The following is a 1,525-nucleotide window of genomic DNA, read 5'->3' as shown; positions in this document are numbered from 1 at the left end:
GCGCCGCGGTCGGTGCGGGCTGCGCCGCGCTCACGCGCGCGGTCTGGCCCACGGGCCGCGTCCAGAAGCTGTTGCCGGCCGCGCTTCGTGACGGCGTGCCCGGACCGAGCCCCATCCCGACCCCCGAGGAGAATCGATGACCGATCAGACCGGAGTCCCGGCCACCCGGGGCGGGGGCGATCACCATCTCCTCGGGGCGGAGCCGCACACCGCCAACGAGATCGATCTCGCCGAGGCCGAGGAGGAGGCCAAGGGCTCGCCGCCCAAGAACCTGCTGGACGGTATGGTCAAGGCGCTCAGGCCGCGGCAGTGGGTCAAGAACGTCCTCGTGGTCGCGGCGCCCGCGGCGGCCGGCACGCAGACGCTCACGGACACCTCCGTCCTGTTCTCGGTCTTCGTCGCCTTCGTGGCGTTCTGCATGGCGGCCTCCAGCGTCTACCTGATCAACGACGCGATGGACGTCGAGGCGGACCGCGCCCACCCCACCAAGCGTTTCCGTCCCATCGCCGCCGGTGTGCTCCCGGTCGGGCTGGCATACGGGATGGCGGTGGCGCTCATCGTGGCGTCGCTCGTCATCTCGGTGCTGTTCGCGCACCCGGCGCTGGCGATCGTCGTGGCCGTGTACATCGTCCTGCAGCTCATGTACTGCTTCGGGCTCAAGCACCAGCCGGTGCTCGACATCGCGTTCGTCTCCTCCGGCTTCCTGCTCCGCGCGGTGGCGGGCGGTGCGGCCGCCGAGGTCGAGATCTCCCAGTGGTTCCTGCTGGTCATGGCGTTCGGCTCCCTGTTCATGGCGGCCGGGAAGCGGTATGCCGAACTGAACCTGCACCTCAAGACCGGCGCCAAGATCCGTAAGGCGCTGGAGAGCTACACGCCGACCTACCTGCGGTTCGTCTGGACACTGTCGGCGACGGTGCTCGTGCTCTGTTACGCCCTCTGGGCCTACGACCGGGGTTCCGACCCCACGCAGCCGTCCGGCTCGGCCGTGTGGTTGCAGATCTCGATCGTGCCGTTCACCATCGCGGTGCTGCGCTACGCCGTGGACGTCGACGCCGCCCAGGCCGGCGAGCCCGAGGACATCGCCCTCGGCGACCGCGTGCTGCAGGTCCTCGCCGCGATCTGGGTCCTCACCGTGGTGATCGGCGTCTACCTCGTACCGTCCCTCGCCTGACAGGGGTGGGCGGGCGATGTCGGAGATGACACCTGGAGGGCCGGCGACAGGGCGTCCGACGACAGGGCGTCCGACGGCGCGTCGGTCCGCGGCCGAGGCTGTGCGGACCCGGGGTGTCCCGGCCGAGCCGGCGGTCTTCTGGGGCGGCCTCGCGGTGGTGGTGGCGGTGTTCCTCGCGGGTGCCTGGCAGCGCCGGTGGATCGCCGACGACGGCCTGATCGTCCTGCGCACGGTCCGCAACATCATCGCCGGCAACGGCCCCGTCTTCAACGCGGGGGAGCGGGTCGAGTCCAACACCTCCACCCTGTGGACCTATCTCGTCTATCTCACCCACGAGGTGGTCGGCTACCGGCT

1 protein-coding gene and 1 pseudogene are annotated in these 1,525 nt (G+C 70.4%); both read left to right on the top strand.

Going from position 1 to position 1,525, the window contains the following annotated elements; all coding sequences use genetic code 11:
- The first annotated feature begins 136 nt into the window (after window positions 1–136).
- Window positions 137–1,171 carry a decaprenyl-phosphate phosphoribosyltransferase gene (locus G6026_RS07730; protein WP_182612830.1) on the top strand — a complete coding sequence of 345 codons (1,035 nt, stop codon included), beginning with the start codon at window positions 137–139 and terminating at the stop codon, window positions 1,169–1,171.
- A 16-nt stretch (window positions 1,172–1,187) separates the two neighbouring features.
- Window positions 1,188–1,525 (top strand): annotated as a pseudogene (locus tag G6026_RS16890) (hypothetical protein); the annotation flags it as partial.

The sequence above is a fragment of the Dietzia sp. DQ11-38-2 genome (genome assembly GCF_014145055.1).
In the GTDB taxonomy this organism is placed as follows: Bacteria; Actinomycetota; Actinomycetes; order Mycobacteriales; family Mycobacteriaceae; genus Dietzia.
The sequence above is the reverse complement of the archived record's forward strand: the minus strand, read 5'-3'. Positions and strand labels throughout refer to the sequence as shown.